13 protein-coding genes are annotated in these 18,312 nt (G+C 71.6%); all 13 read left to right on the top strand.

Annotated features, from left to right (window positions below; translation table 11 throughout):
* Window positions 1-198 precede the first annotated feature (198 nt).
* The 13 genes from BLU79_RS18490 (at window position 199) to BLU79_RS18430 (ending at window position 18,279) form a co-directional block, all read left to right on the top strand.
* Window positions 199-3,549, top strand: a complete 3,351-nt coding sequence (locus tag BLU79_RS18490) for a non-ribosomal peptide synthetase (RefSeq protein WP_177001067.1) — start codon at window positions 199-201, stop codon at window positions 3,547-3,549.
* Between the two features lie 8 nt (window positions 3,550-3,557).
* Window positions 3,558-5,141, top strand: a complete 1,584-nt coding sequence (locus BLU79_RS18485; RefSeq protein ID WP_256333369.1) for an argininosuccinate lyase — start codon at window positions 3,558-3,560, stop codon at window positions 5,139-5,141.
* 71 nt (window positions 5,142-5,212) lie between these two features.
* A complete protein-coding gene (locus BLU79_RS18480; RefSeq protein ID WP_093906951.1) occupies window positions 5,213-6,070 on the top strand; it encodes a GHMP family kinase ATP-binding protein in 858 nt (285 codons plus the stop codon).
* 49 nt (window positions 6,071-6,119) lie between these two features.
* Window positions 6,120-8,396 carry a pyridoxal-phosphate dependent enzyme gene (locus BLU79_RS18475; protein WP_093906885.1) on the top strand — a complete coding sequence of 759 codons (2,277 nt, stop codon included), beginning with the start codon at window positions 6,120-6,122 and terminating at the stop codon, window positions 8,394-8,396.
* The gene (locus BLU79_RS18470) at window positions 8,393-9,508 is read left to right on the top strand and encodes a hypothetical protein (RefSeq protein ID WP_093906884.1); all 1,116 of its coding nucleotides are present in this window, start codon (window positions 8,393-8,395) and stop codon (window positions 9,506-9,508) included. Before BLU79_RS18475 ends, BLU79_RS18470 begins: the two co-directional genes overlap by 4 nt.
* A gap of 199 nt (window positions 9,509-9,707) precedes the next feature.
* Window positions 9,708-11,933 carry an MMPL family transporter gene (locus tag BLU79_RS18465; protein WP_256333367.1) on the top strand — a complete coding sequence of 742 codons (2,226 nt, stop codon included), beginning with the start codon at window positions 9,708-9,710 and terminating at the stop codon, window positions 11,931-11,933.
* A 294-nt stretch (window positions 11,934-12,227) separates the two neighbouring features.
* On the top strand, window positions 12,228-12,959 hold the full coding sequence (locus BLU79_RS18460) for an AfsR/SARP family transcriptional regulator (protein WP_256333366.1): 732 nt from the start codon (window positions 12,228-12,230) through the stop codon (window positions 12,957-12,959).
* A 155-nt stretch (window positions 12,960-13,114) separates the two neighbouring features.
* Window positions 13,115-14,080: a LysR family transcriptional regulator gene (locus BLU79_RS18455; protein ID WP_093906881.1), complete on the top strand. Its 966-nt coding sequence runs from the start codon at window positions 13,115-13,117 to the stop codon at window positions 14,078-14,080.
* Between the two features lie 79 nt (window positions 14,081-14,159).
* Window positions 14,160-14,420 carry an acyl carrier protein gene (locus BLU79_RS18450; protein WP_093906880.1) on the top strand — a complete coding sequence of 87 codons (261 nt, stop codon included), beginning with the start codon at window positions 14,160-14,162 and terminating at the stop codon, window positions 14,418-14,420.
* 55 nt (window positions 14,421-14,475) lie between these two features.
* Window positions 14,476-15,708, top strand: a complete 1,233-nt coding sequence (locus BLU79_RS18445; protein ID WP_093906879.1) for a beta-ketoacyl-[acyl-carrier-protein] synthase family protein — start codon at window positions 14,476-14,478, stop codon at window positions 15,706-15,708.
* Entirely contained in the window at window positions 15,708-16,808 is a 1,101-nt protein-coding gene (locus tag BLU79_RS18440; RefSeq protein WP_093906878.1) for a beta-ketoacyl synthase N-terminal-like domain-containing protein, read from the top strand. The genes BLU79_RS18445 and BLU79_RS18440 overlap by 1 nt, the downstream gene beginning before the upstream one ends.
* A complete protein-coding gene (gene fabG / locus BLU79_RS18435) occupies window positions 16,809-17,555 on the top strand; it encodes a 3-oxoacyl-ACP reductase FabG (RefSeq protein ID WP_093906877.1) in 747 nt (248 codons plus the stop codon). It begins immediately after the preceding gene.
* A gap of 16 nt (window positions 17,556-17,571) precedes the next feature.
* Window positions 17,572-18,279, top strand: coding sequence for a 2-hydroxychromene-2-carboxylate isomerase (locus tag BLU79_RS18430; protein WP_093906876.1), 708 nt, complete (start codon window positions 17,572-17,574; stop codon window positions 18,277-18,279).
* The last annotated feature ends 33 nt before the right edge of the window (window positions 18,280-18,312 follow it).

Genomic DNA, 18,312 nt, shown 5'->3' with positions numbered 1-18,312 from the left:
TGTGACCGACCGGACGATAAGCGTTCGGAGCGGGTGGGGGACACGTCCTTAAGCAGCGGCGAAAACTGCCACGTGAGCGCGCGCGAACGGCGCGGGAGCCGTCGTCAGTGGCCTGTCAGTGCCGGTCGACAGCATGGTCACGTAGGCGATGCCGAACAGCACATTCTTCCGTCCATTCCTCGGTAGGTTGGCGATCACGTGGCGAAGACTTTGGTCGGGGCGACGGCCGTACGCGTTCCGCGGTGGACCACAGGCGACGAGATGGGTGCGCGGCGAGGAGTGACCGCCGAACTCGTTCTGCCTCCCGAACTGACCGCCCGGCTGCGCACGGTGGCCGTCGAGAGCGCGGCCCCGCTGGATGCCGTGCTCCTCGCCGCGCACCTGCGGGTGGTCGCCGCGCTGACCTCCGACCAGAACCCGGTCACCGGGTACGTGCCCGCCGACGGTGATCCCGGCGCGCCGCGCTCGCTGGGTGTCAGTGGTGTGCTGCGGCACAGCTGGCACGAACTCGTGCGGCAGGCGGCCGCGGCGGCGAGCCGGCCGGCACCGGTGCCGACGCCGGCCGCCGAGCCGTACCACGAATCCGTTCTGGACCTGTCGACAACGGACCCGTCCGCAACGGCCCCGTCCACAACGGACCCGTCCACAACCCATCCGGCCCCGCACGTCGCACCGCCGCTGTGGGTGCGCATCGCCCTGCACGCGGACCGTGTCACCGTCCGCGCCCGGTCCCGTTCGGATGTCATGTCCGAGGAGCAGCTGATCCGCATCGTCGGTTACCACGGACGGGCCCTGGAGCTGCTGGCCGCCCACCCCGACGCACCGGCGGGCGAACGGAGTCTGCTCGCCGAGGACGAACGGCACTTCCAGATCTACGGGTTGGCGGGCGAGGCGGAGCCCTTCGACGGGCGGCTGTTCGTCGAGCGGTTCGAGGAGCAGGTCCGGGCGGCCCCCGACGCGGTCGCGGTGTCGCACGGGAGCCGGTCATGGACGTACGACCGGCTGAACGCGAACGCCAACCGGATCGCCCACGCGCTGCTGGCGGACGGGCTCCGCGACGAGGACGTGGTGGCCGTCGTCATGGAACGCGGCCTGGAGTGGGCGGCGGCCACGATAGGCGTGCTCAAGGCGGGCGGCTGCTATCTGCCGGTGCAGCCGGACCTCCCGGCCGCACGGATCTCCGCCCAACTCGACGACGCGGACTGCCGGTTCGTGCTCGGGGAGGGGGAGGGTGAGGGCCACAGTGCCCCCGTGGGGGACGGGGACGACGCGCCGCGCCGTTCGATGGACGTCGCCGCCCTGTGCGCCGGAACCGGGAGCCATGCCCAGGAGGCACCGGCCACCAACAACCCGGGCCACGCCCCCGAGGCACCGGCCACCGCCAACCCGGACCGCCCACTCGCCCCCCGCCGGCTCGCCTACATCTACTTCACCTCCGGCTCCACCGGCACGCCGAAGGGCGTGATGTGCGAGCACGCGGGGTTGCTGAACCACCTGTTGATGAAGGTCGCCGACCTCGAACTCGGGCCCGGCGACGTGGTGGCGCAGACCGCCGCGCAGTCCCTGGACATCTCGCTGTGGCAGCTGATCGCCCCCCTGCTGACCGGCGGCAGTTCACGCATCGTGGACACCGATGTGCTCCTGGAGGTCGACCGTTTCGTCGCGGAGCTGACCGCGTCGCGGGTCTCCGTCGCGCAGTTCGTCCCGTCGTACTTCGACGCGCTGATCACGGCACTGGAGCGCAGCCCTCGCGGTCTCGGCGTGCTGCGCGCCGTCTCGGTGACGGGGGAGGAGCTGAAACCGGCGCTGCTGCGGCGATGGTTCGCGTGCCATCCGGGTGTCCGGGTGGTCAACGCGTACGGCGCGACCGAGGTCTCCGACGACACCATGCACGAGTTCCTCGACTCGGTGCCGGAGCACGGGCCCGTCACGCTCGGCCGGATGCGGCGCAACGTGCATGGCTATGTGCTGGACGAGCAGGGCGGGCTGGTGCCGCTCGGTGCGACCGGGGAGATCGTCTTCTCCGGTGTCGCGGTCGGCCGCGGCTATGTCAACGACCCCGAGCGGACCCGGGCCGCGTTCGTGCCCGATCCGTTCCGGCCGGGGCAGCGGATGTACCGGACGGGTGACTTCGGGCGCTGGCTGCCCGGTGGCCGGCTGCAGTTCCTCGGCCGCCGCGACCAGCAGGTCAGGATCCGCGGATTCCGGGTCGAGACCGGTGAGATCGAGAACCGGCTCATGGCCCTGGACGAGGTGAAGGACGCGGTGGTCGTCGCCTCGGCGCCGGGCGACCGGCACCGGGTCCTGGTGGCGTTCCTGGTCGGTGCCGTCCGCTGTGACGCCGACACCGTCCGGGACGCCCTGGCCCGCCATCTGCCGGACTACATGATCCCGGCGCACTGCCACTGGCTCGACGCGCTGCCGGTCGGCGAGAACGGCAAGGTGGACCGGAAGGTGCTCACCGAGCTGGCCGCCACGCTCGGGCATGCCGGCGTGCCCAGCACGGCGCCCACCACGCCCACCGAGCAGCGCCTCGCGATGGCCTGGGCGGAGGCGCTGAACGTGCCGTTGCAGAGCATCGGGCTGGCCGACAACTTCTTCGCGCTCGGCGGTACGTCGCTCGCGGCGACCTGGCTCGTCGTGAAGCTGGACCGACTCGTCTCGCTGGCGCAGATCGTCGCCCATCCCGTGCTGTCCGATCTCGCCGCCGCCGTCGACGCCGGCCAGGATGCGGCGCCGGCGGGGCGGGCGGAGCACGGTCTGCTCCGCCCGCTGAGCCGTGCGCTTCCGGGCCGGACCGTGGCCGAGGGCCGCCTCGTCTGCTTCCCCTGTGCGGGCGGGAACGCCGTCAACTTCCTCGCTCTGGCCCGGGAACTCGCTCCCAGCGGCATCGAGGTGTACGGCGTCGAACTGCCCGGACACGACTTCGTGCCCGGCGCGCAGGATCTGGCGGAGGTGCCGGAGGTGGCGCGCCGGGTCGCGCGGGAGCTGGCGGGGCTGACCGCCGTACCGCTCGTGCTGTGGGGCCAGCGGGAGGGCGCGGCGCCCGCGCTCGCCCTGGCCCGGCTGCTGGAGGACGGCCCTTCGGCACCGCGTCGGGTTCTCGTCGGCGGTGTCGCCCCGGACTGGCCGGCCGGGGTGCGGGCGAGCATGGACCGCACCCGTGCCCTGAGCGACCGGGAGGTCGCCGCCACCCTCCTGGGCGAGGGCGCGTACGTGGAGTTCGACGGGCTCAAGCCCGAGCGGGCCGGGCTGCTCGGACCCGCCTACCGCCACGACGTGCGGTCGGCCGGAGACTTCCTGCTGGCCGCCCGGCGGCGCCCGGAGGCCCACCGGGTCAAGGCGGGCATCGACCTCGTCGCAGCCGAGGACGGGGCGGCCGGGGACCTCGGCCACGGTCACGGCCACTGGGACTGGCGGCTCTTCTCCGACGAGGTGACGCACCGCCGGTTGCCGGGCGGCGGAGCCCACTTCCCGCGCACACGGGCGGCCGACGCGAAAGACGCGGTGCTGACCGCGCTGAACCGAACCGCCCCTTCGTCCCCGTGAGGAAACGGATGCCCAACGACCGGATGCCCGACGACCGGATGCCCGACGATCGGATGCCCAACGACCATGTGGCGACGGACAGTTCCAGTGGTGCGGGCGGGTTGACCGGGCGGATCGCCGCCGGTCCCGACCCGCTCCTGCGCGCCGAGGTGCTGGAGCCCCAGCTCCGCTTCGAGATCGACGCCCTACTGCCCTGGTACGTCCAACTGGAGAAGGTGCTCCTGCTGGAGTACCGCCGGCTCGGCCTGCTGGACGGTGCCCAGGTCGGTGCCATCGCCGACCTGCTCGATGCGGTCACTCCCGAGGCCGTGGCCCGGGAGGCCGAGGAGAGCATGAGCGACATCGCCTTCACCCTGGAGCGCCATGTCGCGAGCCGGCTGACCGAGGTGCCGCCCGCGTGGCACGTCGACCGCAGCCGCAATGACCTGCAGGCCACCGCCCAGTTGATGCAGGGCCGGGCGCGGCTGCTGGAGTGCGCCGAGGAGCTGATCGCGTTCGGCCGCACCGCGCACCGGCTGGCCGGGCGGGGCGCCGACCTGGTGATGCCCGGCTACACCCATATGCAGCCGGCCCAGGTGATCAGCCCCGGGTTCTACTTCGCGGCCCTGTGCGACCAGGTGCTGCACACCCTCGACCGGCTGGAGTCGGTGTACCGGACCGCTGCCGCCTCGCCGATGGGCGCGGGGGCGATGGCGGGACAGGAACTGGCTTGGGACCGGGGCCGGATGGCCGCGCTGCTGGGCTTCACCGAGGTCCGTACGCACGCGCTGCGGGCGGTGGCGCAGCGGGACTGGGCGCTGGAGGCCTGCGCGGAGTTCTCGCTGCTGGGCGTCGCGTTGAGCCGCTTCGTCACCGACCTGATGACCTGGGGCGGCGCGGGATTCGGTTTCATCGACCTGCCGGACCACTGGTCGGGCATCTCCTCGGCGATGCCGCAGAAGAAGAACTACCCGGTGCTGGAGCGGATCCGGGCCCGGACGGCGCATCTCGGCGCGGCCTACACGGCGATCGCCACCGGGCAGCGCTCCACCCCGTACAGCAACTCCGTCGAGATCTCCAAGGAGGCAGGGGCGGGGGTGCCCGCGGCCTTCGACACCGTCGGGTCGGTACTGCGGCTGTTCGGCGCGGTGCTGGAGAACCTGCGGTTCCGGGACGACCGGATGCGCGAGGCCTGCGAGAGCGAGTACCTGGGCGGGTTCACGCTCGCCAATCTGCTGACCTTGCGCGCCGGGGTCCCCTGGCGCACCGCCCAGGTGGTCGCCGGGCGCTACATCGTCCGGGCCGTCGAGCGCGGGCTGTCTCCCGCGGAGCCCGACGGCGCCCTGCTCGACACGATCCTGGCCGAGGCGGGGCATACGGCCGACCACGCGGCGGACCTGCTCGCCGAGGCGATGAGCGTGCCGGGCGGACTCACGGCGAAGCGCTCGGACGGCTCGGCCAATCCCGACGCCGTACGGGCCCTGCTCGCCGATCAGGAGACGGCGTTCGACGCATGGGAGAAGCGCTGGTACGGCCGGCGGGCGGACGTCGACGCGGCTGCGGCCGAGGTCGACCGGCTGCTCGCCGGACCGGAGGGACGGCAGGAGTGGTGAGGTCCCCCGACGCCGTCCTGCGGCCGGACGTCCCGGGGCGCGGCCCGGCACCGTTCGCCGTGGTGACGGGGATGAGTACCGCGTCCGGCACGTTCGGCGAGCTGCTTCAGGGCGTGCTGCCCGAGGAGAACAGCGACTTCCTGGTCACCCTGCCCATCGCCCGCTGGGCCCGGGTGACCTTCCACGGCAGGCCCGGCACCGACGAGCTGGAGGTCCGGCCGGCGCACAAGAAGAAGGCGCTCCGGCTCACCAGGATGATCATGGAGTCCTCGGCGACGCCGATGGGCGGGGTGCTCACCATCGAGAGCACGCTGACCGAGGGCAAGGGGCTGGCCAGCTCGTCCGCCGACCTGGTCGCGACGGCGCGCGCGGTCGCCAACGCACTGGGCGAGCCGATGCCGCCCCGGCGGATCGAGTCGCTGCTGGCGCAGATCGAGCCCACCGACGGTGTGCTGTACCCCGGCATCGTGGCGTTCTACCACCGCCGGGTGGCACTCCACACCGAGCTCGGGTCCCTGCCGCCGATGACCGTGGTGGGCGCCGACGAGGGCGGCGAGATCGACACGATCGCCTTCAACCGCATCCCCAAGCCCTTCTCCGCCGCGGACCGGGCGGAGTACGCCCGGCTGCTGGAGCGGACGGCCGGTGCGGTGGCCCGTGCGGACCTCGCCGAGGTGGGCGCGGTGGCCACGCGCAGCGCCCTGATGAACCAGGTGCTGCGCCCCAAGAGAACGCTCGACGACATGATCGACATCTGTCGGCAGGTCGGCGGGCTCGGGGTGGTCGTCGGCCACAGCGGGACCTGCCTCGGGGTGCTTCTCGACACGGCCGATCCCTCGTATCCGCAGCGGCTGGTGGACGCCGCGAGCGCGTGCTCCGAGCTCGTCGGCAACGTCACGGTGTACCGGACCTTGAGCTTCGACCGATGAACTCCGGCGCTTCGCCGGCCCGGCGCAGGGATGGGAAGAGAGAGCGCACATGCTGAGCCAGAACGTGATCGAGGCCATCGGCCACACCCCGTTGGTACGCCTGCGGCTGGGGGCCGACCGGGACGTCAGGGTCTACGCGAAACTCGAGATGAACAACCTGTTCGCGATGAAGGACAGGGTGGCCAAGCAGATCATCACCGAGGCGCGCGCCAAGGGTGACCTGGCCGAGGGCGCCCCCATCGTGGAGAGCTCCTCGGGCACGATGGCCCTCGGCGTCGCCCTGGTGGGCACCGCGCTCGGGCATCCGGTGCACATCGTCACCGACCCGCGGATCGACCGTACGACCCTGGCCAAGCTGGAGTCGCTCGGCTGCGAGGTGCACGTGGTGTCCGCGATGGACGACCACGGCTGGCAGGGCGCCCGGCTGACCCGGCTGCGGGAGATCATGGACCGCAACCCGGGGGCGTTCTGGCCGCGGCAGTACGAGAACCCGCAGAACCCCGCCGCCTACCGGCACTTGGCCGAAGAGCTGCTCACCGACCTCGACACCGTGGACGTCCTGGTCGGCGCGGTGGGCAGCGGTGGTTCGCTGTGCGGCACCTCGCGGGTGCTGCGGAACTCCCTGCCGGAGCTGTACGTGGTCGGCGTGGACTGCGTCGGCAGCGTGCTCTTCGGCCAGCCCGACCGGCCCCAGCGGCTGCAGAGCGGGCTGGGCAACAGCCTGCACCCGAAGAACCTCGACCACTCCCTGATCGACGAGGTCCACTGGCTCAACGACCACGAGGCCTTCGGCGCCACCCGCGAACTGGCCCGCGAGGAGAAGCTGTTCGCCGGCAACACCTCCGGATCGGTGTATCGCGTGCTGGGTGCCATGGCCGCGCGGGCCACACCGGGCACGACCCTCGTCGGGATCTTCCCGGACCGCGGGGACCGTTACGCCGACACCGTGCACAGTGACGAGCACTGGGCCGAGAAGGACATCCGGCGGCTGCCGGTCGCCACGGTGCCGCGTCAGGTCCTCGACGGCACCGAGGTGCACAGCTGGTCGTTCCGCCGCAACCGCGCGGACGCGCCCCGACCGGCGTTCGTCTTCGTGGAGTCCAACACCACCGGGACCGGCATGCTGGCGCTGCGGATCGCGGCGGAGGCCGGCTACGAGCCGGTGCTGGTGACCGGCGACTCCACCCGGTACGCGGGGCTGTCCGAGACCGCCGCGACCGTCGTGGACTGCGACACCAACGACCCCGACGCGCTGGTCCGGGCGGTGACCAAGGCGTTCGAACCCGGCTGTATCGCCGGAGTGTCCACGACCAGCGAGTTCTACCTGGTGGCGGCGGCCACGCTGGCCACGGCCGTGGGGCTGCCCGCGGAGCGTGCCGAGGCGATAGCCGGCTGCCGGGACAAGGGGCGGCTGCGCGCGACCCTGGAGCGGGCCGGGATCGGACAGCCGCTCTTCGAGGTGGTCGAGGACGGGCCGTCCGCCGCCGCCGCGGCGGCCCGGCTCGGAACGCCCTGCGTCGTCAAGCCGGTCGACGACTCGGGCTCGACGCGGGTGCGTCGCTGCGACTCCGCGCAGCAGGCCGCAGAGCTGGCCGAGGAGATCACGGCCCGGACCACCAACGGACGCGGACAGGCCATGGCGGGCCGCGCTCTGGTCGAGCAGTATCTCGACGCTCCCGAGTACAGCGTGGAGATGTTCGGCGTCGACGGCGTCCAGCGGCTGATCGGCATCACCGAGAAGACCGTGACCGGCGCACCGCACTTCGTGGAGTCCCGGCACCTCGTGCCCGCCGACCTGCCCGCCGAGGCGGCGCGGGAGATGACCGGGACGGTGTCGGCCGCGCTGGCCGCGACCGGCCTCGGCCGTGGCCCGAGCCACACCGAGGTGAAGCGCACCGAGACCGGCAGCGCGGTCGTCGAGATCAACCCGAGGCTCGCGGGCGGCCTCATCCCCGAGCTCTACCGCCTCGCCACCGGGGTCGACCTGCTCGCCGCCCAGGTGACCCACGCCGGTGGAACCGCACCGCTGCTGCCCGAGGGTTTCGCGCGCCACGCCGGCATCCAGTTCGTCCTGCCCACCGAGCAGGGCGTGCTGGAGCGGGTGGCCGGGCTGGAGCAGGCGCGGGCGGTCCCGGGGGTGGAGCGTGTGACGGTCACCGCCGCCGCGGGCACACGGATCGCTCCGCCGACGGACGCGTACGGGCGGATCGGCCACATCGTCGCCGTCGGCGCGAGCCGGGCGGAGGTCGTCGACGCCCTCGACCGGGCCCTGGAACTGATCCATGTCGAACTGGCACCCACAAGCCAAGGAGAGAGCGGACGATGACAGTCAGCCGACGAAGCCTTCTGCGGTCCGCCGCAGCCGTCGTACCGGCGATGGCGATCGGTGGCGCGCTGTCCGGCGTGGCCTCGGGCGCGACGCGGGCGGCGCCGTGGCAGGTCTTCCCGATCGCCGGTGGTTCGAGCTCGTGGTACAGGTTCAGCCGGATCAGCTTCGCTCCGGACGGCACCGCCAAGGCCCTCGGCACTGACAACTACTTCACGGACGGCCCCTTGGGCCCGATCGAGCAGGACCCGCTCGTCTGGAGCTTCAACGGGACGGGGTGGAGCGGGGCCGGCTTCGCCGACGACACCAGACCGTTGAACGGCATCACGGTCACGGGCCCCGCCGACGCCTGGGCGGTGGGCGAGAAGTGGGACCGGGTGCAGAAGTTCGACGTGCCCCAGCTGCTGCGCTGGAACGGCACGGCCTGGACCAACTCGATGACCGGAGCCGAGTCCTTCGCCCGGCCCAGCCAGGTCTCCGGCACCGGCAGCGACGTCTGGGTGGTCGGCTCGGCGCGGGAGTCGTACGCCATCCCGGCCGTGCTGCGCCGGGACGGTTCGAGCTGGGCCCCGGTGAGCCTGCCGGGCACGCTCGGCACCGCCACGCTGCTGACCGTGCAGGTCGTGGCGGCGAACGACGTCTGGGTGGCCGGCTCCGTCGGCACCAGTGGGGCGCGCAGATCCCTGGTGATGCACTGGAACGGCTCCTCGTGGACCGTGCTGCCCGCCCCGTTCGGCACCGCGGTGGGCCAGGTGACCTCGCTGCTCGTCAAGGGCGGCCAGTGCTGGGCCGGCGGGTCGGCCGCCAACCGGGGCGCCGTGGCCGTCTGGAACGGCAGCGCGTGGTCCGCGCGGAACCCGGCCCTCTCCGGCATCTCCGAGGTCACGCAGCTCGCGGAGTACGGCTCCACCGAGGTGTGGGTTTCGGGGACGGGCCTGACGCTGCAGCGCTGGAACGGCTCGGCGTGGTCCGAGGCCGAGGGCCCGCAGGCGGCTCCGCTGGTCGTGGGGGCGCTGGCGACCGGCCCGGACGGCGCCCTGTGGATCGCCGGCTCCAAGGAGACCTCGTCGTCCACCAGCTACTTCTTCGCCAAGCTCCCGGCAACCGCCTGACCTGGTCCTTCGGATGAAAACACGGACCCCGCCCCCAGGAAACCGGGGGGCGGGGTCCGTGCTGAATGGCCGGATGTGGCGCAACTGCCGTCAGGCGGGGCGCAGATGGCGCGAAGACCGATTGACGAACACTCTTACGCCTGTAAGCTTTGACTTACACGTAGAAGAGATCAGCTACGCGAGTAAGGGGTTGGAGACAGTGGAGAAACGCTCGATCACCGTCAGGGTGGCGAGTTGGAGCGCGGCCCACCCCTGGCGCGCCATCGTCGGCTGGTTCGTCTTCGTCGCGCTGTGCCTCGGGGCGTCGGCCGCCGTCGGGACCAACGCGGCCACCACCGAGGACTACCGGGTCGGCAACGCGGGCAAGGCCGAGGCGATCGCGACCGAGGGCGGCCTGCAGCGCCGGCCGGTCGAGCAGATCGTCATCGACTCCCCGTCCGGCACGCTGGACGTGCCCGCGGCCCGGGCCGCCGCCGCCGATGTCACCGCGCGGATGGAGAAGCTTCAGGAGGTCGACCGGGTCGAGAAGCCGGTCCTCTCCCGTAACGGCAAGGTCCTCATGGTCCAGGTCGTCATGGCGGGCGAGGAACTCGCGGCACGCAAGAAGGTCGGCCCGCTGGTCGAGCAGACCGAGGCGGTGCAGAAGGAGCACCCCGACGTACGCGTGCAGGAGACCGGCGGCCCCTCGATGAGCAAGGGCCTCGACCAGCAGCGCAGTGACGACCTCGCCTTCTCCGAGGCGCTCACCCTGCCGGTCACCGTCATCACGTTGATGATCGCCTTCGGTTCGGTGATCGCGGCCGGTGTGCCGGTCCTGCTGGCGCTCACCTCCATCGCCGCCGCCATGGGTCTGTCCGCCCTCGCCTCGCACGCACTGCCGGACGCCGGCGTCGGCAACAACATCATCCTGCTGATCGGCCTGGCCGTCGGCGTGGACTACTCGCTCTTCTACCTCAAGCGGGACCGGGAGGAACGGGCCAAGGCCGGCGGCCGACTCGGTTCGCAGGCCGTCGTGGAACTCGCCGCGGCCACCGCTGGCCGGGCCGTCGTGGTCTCCGGTTTCGCGGTGATCGTCTCGACCGCGACGCTGTACCTCGCGACCGACGTCATCTTCTCCTCGCTCGCCACCGGCGCCATCATCGTCGTCACGGTCGCCATGGCCAGCTCGCTCACGGTGCTGCCCGCCCTGCTGGCCAAGCTCGGTGCCCGCGCCGAGCGCCGTACGGCCCGCCGTGCGGCCCAGGGCAAGCGGACCCGGGACCACGGGGGGACGAGCAGGACGTGGAACGCGCTGCTGCGGCCCGCGACCCGGCGCCCCGGCATCACCCTGCTGGTCTCGGTGCTCATCATGCTGGGCCTGGCGGCGCCCGCCCTCGACCTGAAGCTGAGCGTGTTGGGCAGGGACACCTTCTCCCGCGAGATCCCCGCGGTGCAGACCTACGACCGGATGACGGACGCCTTCCCGGAGATGCTGGTCCAGCACCAAGTGGTGGTGCGTGCCGACGCGGACCGCTCACCGCAGGTGCTGAAGGCGATGGAGGACCTGCGCCGGCGCGCCCAGGCGGACCCGATGTTCGCCAAGGACGTCGACTTCAAGCTGACCTCCTCCGACGACCGGCGGATCACCAGCCTGACGCTCTCCGTGCCGTCCAAGCCCAGCGCGCCCCAGGCGCTCCAGTCACTCGACCGGGTCCGGGACGACTTCCTGCCCGCCACCGTCGACAAGGTGCCCGGCGCGGAGGCGTACGTCACCGGTGACATCGCCCGTGACTCCGACTACCTGGACCACCAGAACTCCAAGCTTCCGCTGGTCGTCGGCTTCCTGCTGCTGGTGACGTTCGCCGTGACGGTGCTGGCCTTCCGGTCGGTGGTCATCGGCGTGATCGGCATGCTGCTCAACCTGCTCTCGGCGGCGTCCGCCTTCGGCCTGCTGGTGCTGGTCTTCCAGGGCCAATGGGCGGAGGGCATCCTCGACTTCCACTCCACGGGAGCGATCGGGGCCCGGGTGCCGCTGTTCCTGTTCGTCATCCTCTTCGGGCTGTCGATGGACTACCAGGTCTTCGTGGTCAGCCGGATCAAGGAGGCGGCCCAGCGCGGCCTGGACACCCGCCGGGCCGTACTGGAGGGGATCGGCAGCTCCGCGGGCGTGGTGACCAGTGCGGCGGTGGTCATGGTCACCGTCTTCGCCAGCTTCGTCTTCCTCTCCCTGGTGGAGATGAAGCAAATGGGCTTCGTCCTCGCCGCCGCGGTCCTGCTCGACGCCTTCATCGTGCGGATCATGATCCTTCCGTCGGTCCTGACCCTGCTCGGTGACGCGAGTTGGTGGCCGTCCCGAGGCATGCGGACGGCACAGGCCCGGCAGACCGGATTGACTGGTTCTGAGACCGACGCCCCGTACCGGGCGCACGAATCAGGACGCGTCTGAACCACGGCTGCCGTTCCGGCAGCCGCGCGAAACGGCCTTCTATTCCCCCGGGAAGGCCAGATGCTGGGCCGCTCACACCCTGAGCGGCCCAGCATCATTTCTGGCGCAGAAACAATTCCGGAATGGCTGATTCCTCGGTCATATCTGCCAGGTATGGCCAACCGGAGAGTTTGATATTTCTCATCCGTCGTGGCGCGGGAAAGGATGTGGATCAGACGAAGACGGGGGTTACGAATCGTGGAGATCCACATACTTGGTTCACTTTTGCTCACCCGGGACACCCGGAGTTGGGGCGTGACATCGAAGCGGGTGAGCTCGGTGCTCGCCCTGCTGGCCCTGGCCCCGCGCCAGCCCGTTCCGTTCGACCAGCTCGTCGACGAGCTGTGGGGCGACGAGAGCATCTCGAACGCCAAGAACGCCCTGCAGGCCAACGTGACCCGGCTGCGCAAGCTCCTGGCGTCGGTGGCCGGGAGGGACGGCCGGGATCTGGTGCGCACCGTGGGCACCGGCTATCTGCTGGACGTCGTACCCGAATCGGTCGACGCCCACCGCTTCGTGGCCCTCGCCGACCAGGGCGCCGCCCTGCTGGATCGGGATCCCGCGGCGGCGGCGCGCACACTGGAGCAGGCGCTGGCCATGTGGCGGGGCGCGGCCCTGCTGGACGTCAGCGAGGGATTCCGGTGCCGGACCGCTTCGGTGCGCCTGGAGGAGCGCCGGCTCACCGCATACGAGGACTGGGTCACCGCGAGACTGGCGGTCGGCGTGGAGCGCGTGCCGGTGCCGGAGCTGCGTCTGCTGGCCACCGAACATCCCGGCCGCGAACGGCTCAGCGAACTGCTGATGCTGGCCCTGTACCGCGAAGGCCGGCAGACCGAGGCGCTCGACGTGTTCCATCAGGCGCGCCGGCGCCTGGCCGAGGACCTGGGAGTGGAGCCGGGACGTTCCCTGCACGCGGTGTACCAGGCCATCCTCCATCAGGACGACGTTCTCGGACGCCCCCACGGCTCCCTGAGTCTCGTCGGCTGACCCGCCCTCGGCCGACCGGAGCCGGTAATTCCCCCGACACCCTGCGACCACCGTGATTCAATTACGTTGGTGTTACGGTGATTAGCGTCTGTGCCCTCGCAATGGGGCAGATGCATGATCGCTTGTGTCCGGGGGAACGGGGAGTTGGGTCCGCAATGCGCGTCGAGTTACGGCATGCCCGACTCGTAGCCGCCATCGCAAGCGCCGGGAGCATTTCGTCGGCCGCGACCCAGCTCAATCTTCCGCAGCCCGCTCTCTCGTCCCAACTGCGCCGCCTGGAGCGCGAGTTCGGAGGGGAGCTGTTCGTCCGGTCGCACAGCGGTGTGGTGCCCACCCCGCTCGGCGAACGGCTGATCCCGATGCTCGTCGATCTGGCCCGGCGCGGTGACGCCCTCATCGCCGAGGTGGCCGCGCAGAACACCGAGACGCTGCGCGTCGGGAACGTGGAGTGGACGCCGCCCACCCTCAGGGACGCGATCGCCGCGAGCCTGCCCGCTGTCGAGGTGCAGACCGAGACGGTGGATCCGGCCGACGCGATGAGCGCGGTCGCCGAGGGGCTGCTCACCCTGGCGCTGGTGCCCAGTTCGCCGGACCGTGAGCCGGCCGACCTCACAAAAATGCCTCTCAGTACGGCGGTTGTGGTCCGCGAGCCGGTATGGCTGGCGGTGCCGCCCGGCCACCCGCTGGCCGAACAGGGGCCCGTCGGCCCCGCCGAGGTGGGTTCCCTCGACTGGGTTCGCTACGCGCGCGGCCACTGGTTCCACGACCACGAGGAAGCCGCCTTCGCCGACCTCGTCGAGGGCCGGCCCGCCGCGGTGCACCGGGTCCGCGGACATCACGAGGCGATGAGCTGGGTCCGCGATGCCAAGGTGGCCGCGCTGACCGTACCGACCGGTGCCACCAAGGACGTCAGTCTCGTCCCGGTCGCGGGTGCCCACCACTGCGAGATGCTGCTCGTGTGGCGCACCGGATCGCTCAGCCGGGCGACCCTGGTGACCCTGCTGGAGAACCTGCGCCGCTACTACTGCGACTACGCCCGCACCATCCCGCGCTTCTGGTCCTGGATGGTCGCCCACCCCGAGGACTTCCGCGAGGTCCAGCGCTTCCTCACAACAGGCTGAACCGCCGCACAACACCCCCGTGTCCCCGCGTCAGTTCGCGGTCAGTGGGCTGTCAGCCGCTTGCTCCAGCATCGTCTGCATGACTACAGCAGCCACCAGCGCCGAACGGTATGCCCAGATCAAGGGCATCATCTGCGACATCCTCGAGATCGAGCCGGACGACATGACCGGCACCAGCCGGTTCAAGGAGGACCACGAGGCCGACTCGATGGGCGCCATCGAGATCCTCTCCACCCTTGAGCGCACGTACGGGATCGACCTCGACCAGAGCGTGCTGTCCCGCATGGTCAATCTCGACGCCGTGGTCACCGTCGTCGACGAGGCCGTGGCCGCCAAGTAGCAGGCGCTGCCCGGCCGGGGCCGCCCGCGCCGGGCGTCAGGGACTGGAGTACAGGGTGTACGACAACGAGCAGCGGCCGCGCCAGGTGGTGATCACTGGACTGGGCCTGGTCACCAGCATCGGCCTCGGAGCCGAGGAGTTCCTGGCCGGGCTGCGGGCAGGGCGCAGCGGGGCCAAGCCCATCACGGCCTTCGACACCACCGGCTTCGCGCACTCCTACGGATGCGAGGTCGCCGACTTCGACCCGGCGAAGTGGATCCGCACGTTCCAACCGGAGGAACTGGGCCGGGCGACCCAGTTCTCCGTGGCGGCGGCCAACATGGCCGTCGCAGACGCGGGGATCGACGCGGAGGAACTCCGCGGCCGGCGGACCATGGTGTCGGTCGGCACCACCGACGCGGAGTCCCGCGACCTCGACCTGCTGGTCGGCGAACAGCTCGACAAGGGCCCGGAGCACCTCACCCCGGGGGTCGCCCGACGGGCCCACGCGAGCAGGCTCTCCACGAGCATCGTCCGCGAACTCGGCCTGACCGACGTCGAGGCCCTGACCATCCCCACCGCCTGCGCGGCCGGCAACTACGCCATCGGCAGCGGCTACGACGCGATCCGGGCCGGCGACGTCGACGTGGCGCTGTGCGGCGGAGCCGACGCCGTGTGCCGCAAGACCTTCGCCGGCTTCTACCGGCTGGGCACCATCGCCCCCGAGGTGTGCCAGCCCTTCGACCGGGACCGCAAGGGCATCCTCACCGGCGAGGGCGCGGGCATCCTCATGATGGAGAGCCTGGAGTCCGCCCGGGCCCGCGGCGCCCGCATCTACGCCGAGGTCCTCGGATACGGGCTCACCTGCGACGCCCACCACCCCGTCGCGCCCGACCAGGACAGCCTCGCCCGCTGCATGGCACTGGCCCACCGCAACGCCGGGATCACCGAGGCGGACGTCGACTTCATCTCGGCCCACGGCACCGGCACCAAGGCCAACGACGTGACCGAGGCGGGCGCCATCCGCCAGGTCTTCGACACCCCGCCGCCCACCGTGTCCATCAAGTCGATGGTCGGGCACAGCATGGGCGCCGCCAGCGCCCTCGGCTCGGCCGCCTGCGCCCTGGCCATCGCCGAGGGTTTCATCCCGCCCACCATCAACCACCGGGAGACCGACCCGGACTGCGGTCTTGACTGTGTGCCCAACGAGGCGCGTCCCGCCGAGCTGACCGTGGTGCAGAACAACGCGCTCGCCTTCGCGGGCAACAACGCCGTGCTCATCCTGGGCCGGCACCGGGAGGCCGCCTGATGTCCGCACTGGTCTTCTCCACCTGGTCGGCGGTGTCCCCGTACGGCGTGGGCAGCGAGCCCTTCCGCACGGGCGTCCGGGCCGGCCGCAGCGCGATCGGCGCACTCGACCGGGCGGCCTTCCCAGGACCGTTCACCGAGGGCGCGCTCGTGCCGGACTTCAACGCCGCCGACCACATCGGCCGCAAGGGCACCCGCACCATGGACCGGGTCACCGGCATCGCGGTGACCGCCGTCGGACTGCTGCTGGCCGACGGCGGACCGGAGTTGACGTCCCGGCCCGAGGAGACCGGGCTGGTGCTGGGCACCGGCTCGGGCAGCGTGCAGAGCATCATGGACTTCACCCGCGACTCACTCGTGGGGGAGCGCCCGTACCACGTCGACCCGGCCCGCTTCCCGAACACGGTGATGAACCGGGCCGCCGGGCAGAGCGCCATCTGGCACGGCATCAAGGGACCGAACACCACCATCGCCGGCGGCCGCCTGACCGGCCTGACCGCGCTGAGCTACGCCACCCGGCTGCATCGCGGCGGCCACTGCGCACGGGTGCTGTGCGGGGCGGCCGAGGAGTACTCCGAGCAGCGCGCGTGGCTGGAGTGGCACGGCCGGGACGGCGACGACCGGACGTCCCCGCTGGGCGAGGGCGGCGCGGTGTTCCTCCTGGAGACCGCGACCGACGCCCGGGCGGCCGGCCGGCGGGTGCGAGCCCGTCTGCTGACCACCCGGTTCCGTGCCTTCGCCGAACCGTCCGAGGCCCGCGGGGCCTTGGCGGAGTGCGTGCGCGACGCCCTGAAGCAGGCGGGTGCGCGGGCCGGGGACGTGCGTGTGGTGGCCCCGGCCGAGACGGGCGGGCAGCTGGCCGGCGTCGAGGAGGCCGCGATCGGGGACGTGCTCGGCTCGGCCGAGTTCGACCTGCTCGGCAGCCGTGCGCTGCTGGGCGACACCTCGGCGGCGACCGCGAGCCTGCAGCTCGCGGCGGTGCTGTCACTGCTCGACGACGAGGAGACCCCATCCGGCGCGCTCGCCCTCGTGACGGCGGTCGACCGGGACGGCACGGCCGGCTGCGCGCTGCTCGCCGCCGCGACGAACGAGGAGAGCTGAGTGGAGACGAACGCCCGCAGGGTGGCGCTGGTGACCGGGGGTTCCCGGGGCATCGGGCGGCATGTGGTCACCGCACTCGCGCGGGACGGCTTCGACGTCGCGTTCTGCTACCGGTCCGACGAGGAGGCGGCGCTGTCCGCCGCCCAGGAGGCCGAGAAGGAGGGCGCGGGCGTGTTCACCGCCCGCGTCGACGTCGCCGACTCCCGCGCCGTACGGGACTTCGTCCGCGGCGCGGAGGACGCGCTCGGCCCGCTGCACGCGGCGGTCTCGTGCGCCGGCATCGTCCGCGACAACCCGCTGGTGATGCTGCCCGAGGACGACTGGGACGCCGTACTGCGCACCAACCTGGACGGCACCTACCACCTGTGCAAGGCCGCCGTGTTCTCCATGATGAAGCGCCGGGCCGGCAGCGTCGTCACGCTGTCGTCCGTCGCGGGGGTGTACGGCAACGCGACGCAGACGAACTACTCGGCGTCCAAGGCCGGGATCATCGGCTTCAGCAAGGCGCTGGCCAAGGAGTCCGGGCGCTACGGCGTGCGCGTCAACGCCGTGGCGCCGGGCTTCATCGACACCGACATGCTCTCCGGGCTGGCGCCGGAGCACACCCAGAAGATGACCGAGCGCATTCCGCTCGGCCGTCTCGGCCACCCCCGGGAGGTGGCGGACCTGGTGTCGTTCCTGGTCTCCGACCGCGCCGCGTACATCACCGGACAGGTCTTCGGCGTCGACGGCGGACTCGTCGTCTGACCCGTTAAGGAGCAGCATGCCCAAGAACAAGACCCCGCGCTTCTACTTCTCGCTGCGCAGCCCGTACTCCTGGCTGGCGTACCAGGACCTGATGGAGCATCACAAGGACCTGGTGGAACGGCTGGAGTGGCTGCCGTTCTTCGAACCGGACGACAGCAGCGCGCAGCTGCTGCTAGAGCGCGGCGGACGGTTCCCGTACTCGGAGATGTCGAGGGAGAAGAACCGGTACGTCCTGCAGGACGTCGGCCGGATCACCAAGTCCCGTGGCATCACCGTGAACTGGCCCGTGGACGTCGATCCGGTCTGGGAGGTCCCGCACCTGGGATACCTGGTGGCGGCCGGGGAGGGCCGGGGACACGACTACATCGCCGCGGTCTACCGGGCCCGGTTCGGCGAGGGGCGCAACATCTGCGACCCGGCGACCATCGCGGACATCGGCCGCGAGCTGGGGATCCACCCCGAGGTGATCTCCCGCGCCCATGAAGACCCCGAACTGCGCGAGCGGGGCGCGGACATCCTGATGGAGGTCTGCAAGGACGGCGTCTTCGGAGTGCCGTTCTTCGTGCAGGGCTTCACCCGCTACTGGGGGCTCGACCGGCTCGACGCCTTCGTGGAACACCTGCGCACCAAGGCGCCCTCCGCGACGTCCCTGGCCCCCGCCACGGCCGGCGCGGTCGGCATCGGCCGCTCGGCCGACGACGGCCACGCGGGCGGCTGCGGCTGACCGGGCCGCGGCAACCGTCAGTTCTCGGTCAGT

This window comes from Streptomyces sp. cf386 (assembly GCF_900103585.1).
Lineage (GTDB): Bacteria > Actinomycetota > Actinomycetes > Streptomycetales > Streptomycetaceae > Streptomyces.
Note: the sequence above shows the minus strand (reverse complement) of the source record. Positions and strands in the feature narration are given on the sequence as shown.